This window comes from Bacillus sp. C28GYM-DRY-1, from assembly GCF_030519405.1.
In the GTDB taxonomy this organism is placed as follows: Bacteria; Bacillota; Bacilli; order Bacillales; family Bacillaceae; genus Bacillus; species Bacillus spizizenii_A.
In genome coordinates, this window is sequence record NZ_JAUMKF010000010.1 from 149395 (window position 1) to 157118 (window position 7724).

The following is a 7724-nucleotide window of genomic DNA, read 5'->3' on the forward strand; positions in this document are numbered from 1 at the left end:
TACATCTTCCTCTCCTATTATTGTGATGAATGAAGCTTGATGGCGTCCCAGCAGCATTGTTCCAATTCAGTAATTAAATTTATGTCCATCTCTATATCACCCGTTTGGACGAGTTGATATATCTTGAGAAATGCCCCTAGCACAATCGCAATTAACACATTAGAGGGCAAGCTGCGAATTACCCCTTCTGCTTTTCCTTTGTTAAAATAGTCATCGAGCATATGAGTCAGATGTTCTATCATTTTTCTGCTAGTGTCATTTAAGTAATGAGCGTCTTTTTTCGTATCAAGAAAAAATAGCGCATAGTCACTCTCTTTCGTAAATTGAACGAGACAGCAAAATACGTGGTGGAAGCCTTCTCTGACAGGCAATTCCGAAAAATCTCGCTTCAACTTTTCCGTAAAGCGCTGGATGCTTTCCTGAAACAATACGTTGACGAGTGTTTCTTTGCTGTCAAAATAACGATAGATCGTTCCTGTTCCCACATGAGCTCGTTCAGCTATCATCGGGATAGTGGTAGCATTAAATCCCCTTTCCGTAAAAAGTGAGACCGACGCTTTCATAATCATGTCGTATTTACTGCTGGATGCGGATAACATATGTTGTTACAACCTCCAATTTATTACGGAATGAATATTCATTCCGCTTGTTCATAATGAATCTCCAATCTGTCTGATATCACCTCTTTACCCTTTTGTAATCAGTTTATATAAAAAAACTTATTTTAATATAAAATATATGGAAAAAATTATAAATTAAGAAAATATACCCAAGAGACGTCACTGAATATATTTCCCGAGAAATGATTTTATTTAACAGCCACAATGCATAGACAAGAATCACGCCTAATGGCAGAAAGATCCCTGAAATGCTGGTCTTTCAGCAGTTGAATATACATTTTCTCTTTCACATCAGTATTTCCATCAATACTGATGTAGAACCGGCCGTCAATTTGAAGCACCCGGTAAATTTCTCTTAATGCAAGCCTCATATCAGTGCAGCTCTGAACCGTATGTAAGGAAAACACTTTATTAAAGGTACGGTCATCAAAAGGAATGTTCTCAGGATAGCCATGAAAAATCTCCCCTTTTCCCATGTTTCGATTCGCGCGTGATATTTGCCTTACCTTTCGCTTTGAAGGGTCAATGCTTTTTAAGCTTCCCTTTTCCAGTTTCTCGGTTATGCACTTAAAGGCAGTGCCCTTTCCGACTCCAATTTCTAAAATTCTGTCATTTTTTTGTATGTCTAAAGAGTCCATCATCATATGCTCAATTGTTTTGGTTTGCTTATATTTCCGAGAAAATAATTTCAAAAGATTCGATCGTTTATAGAGTCTACTTTCTAGCATTTTAAACACCTGCTTTTGGTTTCCTATGTTTATTTATTATATTCGAAAAATAAACATCATCTTCATTTCTAAATAGATATGAAGATATCAACTAGACGGCAATGTGTTTAAAAATGTTTCAATGAAACTGAACTTTTTCATTTTTTCGCCAAAAAAGCAGAAAACAAAATGTTTTCTGCCCTCTTTCTAATGCCAATGATAGGGGAATACATACAGCCTATGCTGCTGTATGGCCATCAGCCTCTGCTGGCGGAATGGATTTCCATAACCATGTTTGAAGGAATGCGGCATGGACGCATAACCATGGCCTATCGACGGCAGCCTTTTTTGATAATCATTCATCATGCCATCACCTGCCTTGCTGTAACGTTGATTTATGATATGCAAGCCGGCATTTTCTTGACAGCTGTTTCGCTAAACTTGGTCCTTCTCCATTGTATAATGCATCAATAATTCCATTCTAAGCATATGTCATCTCCCCCTTCAGCTTTTTCATTGCTTTTAGCGCCAGTTCGTTAAATAAAGATGCTTTAACTGAGACTCTTTCATTTCATCATAGATCTGCTCAATCTGCTGTTCTCGTTCGAATTCTTCCGGGCTTTTAAACCGTTTGTTAATCGTTAACGTTAAAAAGAAAAGGTTAATCGTCATATCGCTCACCCCCTTTCAAAGTCCGCTTCAAGCGAAATAACCCGCGGCATCAGTCCTTCTGCCGCGGGTAAATAAAAACCGCAGACAAAAGAAGACACCAATGCCTCTACTGCCTGCGGGGAGTTGCGTATGTCCGACTAATTCCGAATTTAATGCGTGCGATAAGCATCGGTTAAGGAAGGACACGAACTCTTCCACAGGCTGAATGAACCATGAACTTTTACTTGTGTATCACGTACAGGTTGACGTCGTTGTCTCATTGTCATTTTGTTCAGCCTCCTTTGCTTTTTCTTACTTTGTAAGTATATCCACTAAATTCCATTTTGTAAACATCTTTTTCTAAAAATGGACGAAAATTGTTCAAATCATGGAATAGATTTGTCCTTTGATCATGATACCTGCTTCATTTCTTTTCTGGAGCGGTCTTTCTTATGATATGCGATAAAGTAAATGAGACCGACAAATACTGCTCCGCCGATGACATTGCCGATAAAAGCCGGAATGATGTTTCCGATAAACTGCCCCCACGTGAACGAGCCAGCAAATATGGCAGCGGGTATCACAAACATGTTGGCGACAACGTGCTGAAATCCGATTGCCACAAAAGCCATAATTGGGAACCAGATGCCAAGAATTTTTCCTGCTCCGTCTTGAGCGCCGAAAGAAAGCCAAACGGCAAGACATACAAGCCAGTTACAGCCGATGCCGGAAATGAGAACCTTGCCGAAGCTCATATCGAGCTTTCCTTGTGCAACGGCGATTGTTTTGTCTAAATAAGGGCCTGTTTCAGTTAATCCAACCATATGCCCGAAAAAATAAGCAACAAATAATGCGCCGATTAAGTTCATAATCGTGACAATTCCCCAGTTAACCGCCAATTCTTTTACTGATATTTTTCTCGAAAATAAAGCCATCGCAACGGACATCATATTTCCTGTGATCAGTTCAGCGCCAGCAAGAACCACAAGGATCAGACCGACGGGAAATACTGCAGCCCCGATCAAGCTGGACAGGCTTCCCCATTCTTTCGGAAGGTCCCCGATTACCCTGATATCAAGCAAGTACCCAAGCGCGATAAATGCGCCTCCTAAAAACCCCAGCACAAGCAGAGACGGCAGCGGCAGCTTTACTTTTTTCACCCCTGCTTCAATTGCTGTATCCGCTATTTCATCCGGTTTCCGAAAAGCCATACTAAAACGCCTCCATTATTTCTTCTTTTCTCACAGTTATGGCAGAAAGGCACTAAAAAAGGCAGCACTCAAATAACCTGTGTAAAACAGGCGTTTGAATGCTGCCTAACTTGTGTGCATACCCATACAACAATACCAAGCAGAATTAGGATATTGAAAGAGAATATATACAATTCGTGCATACAATCCCATCGCTTTTTGCCTTCTATAACTGTAGCAACATCATATCAAATGTGACAAATTTGTGTCAATGCCAATTATGCTAGCTTTGCAGAGTTTCTTTTTGATCATCTATTTTTTGGTCAAAGACAAACACAGATACAGCGATATTTTCCTCAATTTTAATATCAGAAAACAAATGGACAAGCTTAGCCCCCATCAGTTCCTCCATTCCTTCCGGCGTTTGTTTGGAATAAAGATCTTGAATCAGGCTTGTCCGGGCCGCATGTACCATTTCCCTGCCTTCAGGTGTGCGGGCGATAAACTGCTCGCTTGCACTCAGATTTCCGTACAGTGTTGAGACTGCCATATTTTCTACAAATACAGTATGAATCCGTTCAGGCCCTTTGCCGAACAATTCTTTGCGAAGTTTTCGAATAATATCATTGAACTCATGAATTTTTTTAGACATGCTGATTACCCCTTCCGATACTGCCTCATAAGGCTTTTCCCGGTTCCCCTCAGGACATTTCACTAGGTTAAAATTTTCCTGATATATTGTATTATAATAAATATCACTTTATAATAAAAGCAGTGTTGATGGATTTGTAATAGGATCTTGTTATGAGTCTATCGGTTTATAAAAATCAAGGATTGGTCTGTTAGTAAGACTTGCTAGTGAACTATTCCGCCATGTGTGTTTACACCTTCTTAGCATTAAGGACAGGTGTATCTATACATGGCTTTTTTTGACTTCTTGAAAGAAAGATGGAGGGGAATATGAATATGATGGACGTTAAGTCGATCAAAGTCCGTGTTGACGGAACAGAAATTCAAGCACGAGCAGGGGCCACAATATTAGACATTTTAAATGAAAACGGGATTGAGTATCCGCAGATTTGCCACGTTCCAGAGGTTGACCCGATTCAAACTTGTGATACTTGCATTGTAGAGGCAAACGGCAAGCTGGTTCGTTCATGCTCTACGGCCGCAGAAAATGGAATGTCAATTGATCTTTCGGGAAGTCGTGTGAAAGAAGCACAAACCGAAGCGATGGACCGCCTTCTTGAAAATCACTTGCTGTATTGTACAGTTTGCGATAATAACAATGGGAACTGTACACTGCATAATACAGCAGAAATGATGGGGATCGAGCATCAAAAATACCCATACACGCCAAAAGAAGACCCGTCTTGCGCGGTTGATATGTCTCACCCGTTTTACCGCTATGATCCAAACCAATGTATTGCTTGCGGCCAGTGTGTTGAGGTGTGTCAAAACCTTCAGGTAAATGAAACACTTTCAATCGACTGGGAACGCGAACGTCCTCGCGTGATATGGGATGAGGGAGTTCCGATCAATGAATCTTCTTGTGTCAGCTGCGGCCAATGTGTCACAGTATGCCCATGTAATGCGCTGATGGAAAAATCAATGCTCGGGCAGGCTGGCTTTATGACAGGCATCAAGGAGGATGTCATGGAGCCGATGATTGACCTCGTGAAAAACGTTGAACCTGGGTATGGCAGCATTTTTGCCATTTCTGAAGTCGAAGCGGCAATGCGTGAAACGAGAACGAAAAAAACCAAAACTGTATGTACATTCTGCGGTGTCGGATGTTCTTTTGAAGTATGGACAAAAGGACGGGATATTTTAAAGATTCAGCCTGTTTCTGACGCTCCGGTTAACGCGATTTCTACATGTGTCAAAGGGAAATTCGGCTGGGATTTCGTCAATTCTGAAGAGCGGATCACAAAGCCTTTAATCCGTAAAAACGGGGCTTTTGTGGAATCTTCTTGGGAAGAAGCCCTCGATCTTGTCGCTAGCAGATTAGGATCAATTAAAGAGCAGTACGGCAAAGGCTCTGTCGGGTTTATTTCTTCTTCTAAAATTACGAATGAAGAAAACTATGTCATTCAAAAATTAGCGCGTCAGGTATTTGAAACAAACAACGTCGATAACTGCTCACGCTACTGCCAGTCTCCTGCTACAGACGGATTGTTCCGCACTGTCGGCATGGGCGGTGACGCCGGCACGATTAAAGATATTGCCAAAGCCGGTCTCGTCATCATTGTCGGCGCCAACCCGGCGGAGGGACACCCGGTGCTTGCCACACGCGTCAAACGGGCCCATAAGCTCCATGGCCAAAAACTGATTGTTGCCGACCTGCGTAAAAATGAAATGGCTGAGCGGTCTGATCTGTTCATCAGCCCTAAACAAGGCACAGACCAGGTTTGGCTGATGGCCGTTACGAAATATATGATCGACCAAGGCTGGCACGATCAGGCGTTTATTGATGAGAATGTCAATTACTTTGAGGATTATAAAGAAACGCTTAAAACCTATACGCTTGATTATGCAGAACGCATCACAGGCCTTTCAAAAGAACACATTATTCAAATCGCTGAAATGATCCGTGACGCTGACGGCACTTGTGTCCTTTGGGGAATGGGTGTCACACAAAATACAGGCGGTTCTGATACGTCAGCAGCGATTTCAAACCTGCTTCTCGCTACAGGTAACTATCGCCGTCCGGGTGCCGGCGCTTATCCTCTGCGCGGACACAATAATGTACAAGGCGCTTGCGATATGGGGACACTGCCTGGCTGGCTGCCGGGATATCAGCATATTACAGATGACAAAGCCCGCGCTAAATTTGAAGAGGCTTATGGTGTCTCGATTGATGGAAAGCCTGGTTTAGATAATATTCAAATGCTTCATTCCATTGAAGAAGGAAAAATGAAAGCTATGTATCTTGTCGGTGAGGATATGGCACTTGTTGATTCAAATGCGAACCATGTGCATGATATTTTATCTAGCCTAGATTTCTTTGTGGTTCAGGATATTTTCTTGTCAAGAACAGCTCAATATGCGGATGTCGTTTTACCGGCTACTCCTTCACTTGAGAAAGACGGAACATTTACCAATACAGAACGCCGCGTGCAGCGATTATATCAGGCGCTGCCGACACTTGGTGACGCGAAACCGGATTGGTGGATCATTCAAGAGGTGGCAAACCGCTTAGGAGCAAACTGGAATTACAGCCATCCAAGTGACATTTTCTCAGAAATGGCGAGCCTTTCTCCTCTGTTTGCCAAAGCAAGTTATGAGGTGCTTGAAGGCTGGAACAGCTTCCTATGGGGCAGCTACTCAGGTGAAAGCACACCGCTTCTGTATGAAGACGGATTTAATTTCCCTGACAAAAAAGCCCGCTTTGCCCTTTCTGATTGGACTGAGCCAGCGGCATTTCCGGAAGAATATGATCTTCATATCAATAACGGCCGGATGCTGGAGCATTTCCACGAAGGAAACATGACAAATAAATCGAAAGGCATTCAATCAAAAGTGCCGAATATATTTGTTGAAATCTCGCCTGAACTAGCACAGGAGCGGGGGGTTTGTGACGGTTCGCTTGTACGGCTCGTTTCACCGTTCGGAGCAGTCAAATTAAACGCGCTGGTCACAGACCGTGTGCGGAAAAATGAACTTTATCTGCCAATGAACTCAACAGACAAAGAGTCAGCGATTAATTTCCTGACGGGACCTGCAGCTGATAAACGGACGAACACGCCTGCATATAAACAGACGATGGTCCGCATGGAGGTGCTTGGGGGCTGCGAAACAGCGCCGCTTCCGAAAACAAATCCGCGCAACAAAAAACGGCATCCGCAAAACGGGGTCGAAGCAGAAAGAAAATGGAACCGTCCGGACTATGTCCATCTGACTGATTAAACGAAAGGAGGAAAACGAATGGCCACTCCAATTACGACGATTAAAAAAGAAACAAAAACAGCAGAACAAATTAAGCTTGAAAAAATAGAAGAGCTGAAAGAGCTGCTGGCGGAAAATGAGGATGCCGTCTCTAAAACGATGACGTTAATGAATGAACTCAATGAACTTGGCATTTTTGATGCGGCAACAAGCATGCTGAGAGCGAAGGAAGACATCGCCAAGATTGCGCTTGGCCAAGTTTCGCGTGAGCCTGTCACCAATCTCATTAACACGATGATGGCCGCAGGAGGCGCATTAACAAAAGCAGATCCTGTGTTCACAGGAAGGCTTTTAGAAAGCGTGATGGCTGGAACTGAACAGGCGCAAAGCTTTTTAAAAGAAGATAAGAAAGTAGGAATTCTTGACCTTTTAAAAGCAATGAACGATCCTGATATCAACAGAGCCGTCGGCTTCGGCCTTCAGTTTTTAAAAGGCATGGGAAAAGAACTGCAGGAAAAATAATAAAAAACAGCCATCCCTGAGGGGACTGACCCCCGTTTTTGAGACAGGGATCAAAACACCTTTTAAACAGCCAATTGTCGATAGTTTATCGGTGATTGGTTGTTTAGTTTCGTTTGAATACGAATATTGTTATAATAATGAATGTA

Annotated in this window: 9 protein-coding genes; 2 read left to right on the forward strand and 7 right to left on the reverse strand. The window is 42.6% G+C overall.

Annotated features, from left to right (window positions below; all coding sequences use genetic code 11):
• Window positions 1-17: 17 nt before the first annotated feature.
• The 6 genes from fatR to Q3W56_RS12020 all read right to left on the reverse strand — a co-directional run bounded on the left by fatR (window position 18) and on the right by Q3W56_RS12020 (window position 3820).
• Entirely contained in the window at window positions 18-599 is a 582-nt protein-coding gene (gene fatR, locus Q3W56_RS11995) for a transcriptional regulator FatR (protein WP_268400159.1), read from the reverse strand.
• A 209-nt stretch (window positions 600-808) separates the two neighbouring features.
• Window positions 809-1348 carry a class I SAM-dependent methyltransferase gene (locus Q3W56_RS12000; protein ID WP_302895615.1) on the reverse strand — a complete coding sequence of 180 codons (540 nt, stop codon included), beginning with the start codon at window positions 1346-1348 and terminating at the stop codon, window positions 809-811.
• A gap of 186 nt (window positions 1349-1534) precedes the next feature.
• The gene (locus Q3W56_RS12005; RefSeq protein ID WP_302895617.1) at window positions 1535-1693 is read right to left on the reverse strand and encodes a hypothetical protein; all 159 of its coding nucleotides are present in this window, start codon (window positions 1691-1693) and stop codon (window positions 1535-1537) included.
• Window positions 1694-1849: 156 nt separating this feature from the next.
• A complete protein-coding gene (locus Q3W56_RS12010) occupies window positions 1850-1999 on the reverse strand; it encodes a YrzI family small protein (RefSeq protein WP_003237348.1) in 150 nt (49 codons plus the stop codon).
• 389 nt (window positions 2000-2388) lie between these two features.
• Window positions 2389-3189: a formate/nitrite transporter family protein gene (locus tag Q3W56_RS12015; protein ID WP_302895618.1), complete on the reverse strand. Its 801-nt coding sequence runs from the start codon at window positions 3187-3189 to the stop codon at window positions 2389-2391.
• Between the two features lie 262 nt (window positions 3190-3451).
• Window positions 3452-3820 (reverse strand): Na-translocating system protein MpsC family protein, encoded by a 369-nt coding sequence (locus tag Q3W56_RS12020; RefSeq protein ID WP_302895620.1) that lies wholly within the window; start codon window positions 3818-3820, stop codon window positions 3452-3454.
• A gap of 314 nt (window positions 3821-4134) precedes the next feature.
• On the opposite strand from Q3W56_RS12020, the gene fdhF reads away from it, so the two are divergent.
• Together fdhF and Q3W56_RS12030 are read left to right on the forward strand one after the other, a co-directional pair.
• Window positions 4135-7077, forward strand: a complete 2943-nt coding sequence (gene fdhF, locus Q3W56_RS12025) for a formate dehydrogenase subunit alpha (protein WP_302895622.1) — start codon at window positions 4135-4137, stop codon at window positions 7075-7077.
• 18 nt (window positions 7078-7095) lie between these two features.
• Entirely contained in the window at window positions 7096-7578 is a 483-nt protein-coding gene (locus tag Q3W56_RS12030; protein ID WP_268400163.1) for a helical membrane plugin domain-containing protein, read from the forward strand.
• A 62-nt stretch (window positions 7579-7640) separates the two neighbouring features.
• Here the strand turns inward: Q3W56_RS12030 and Q3W56_RS12035 are convergent.
• A partial coding sequence (locus Q3W56_RS12035; RefSeq protein WP_131121716.1) for an IS3 family transposase occupies window positions 7641-7724 on the reverse strand: 84 nt, incomplete at its 5' end.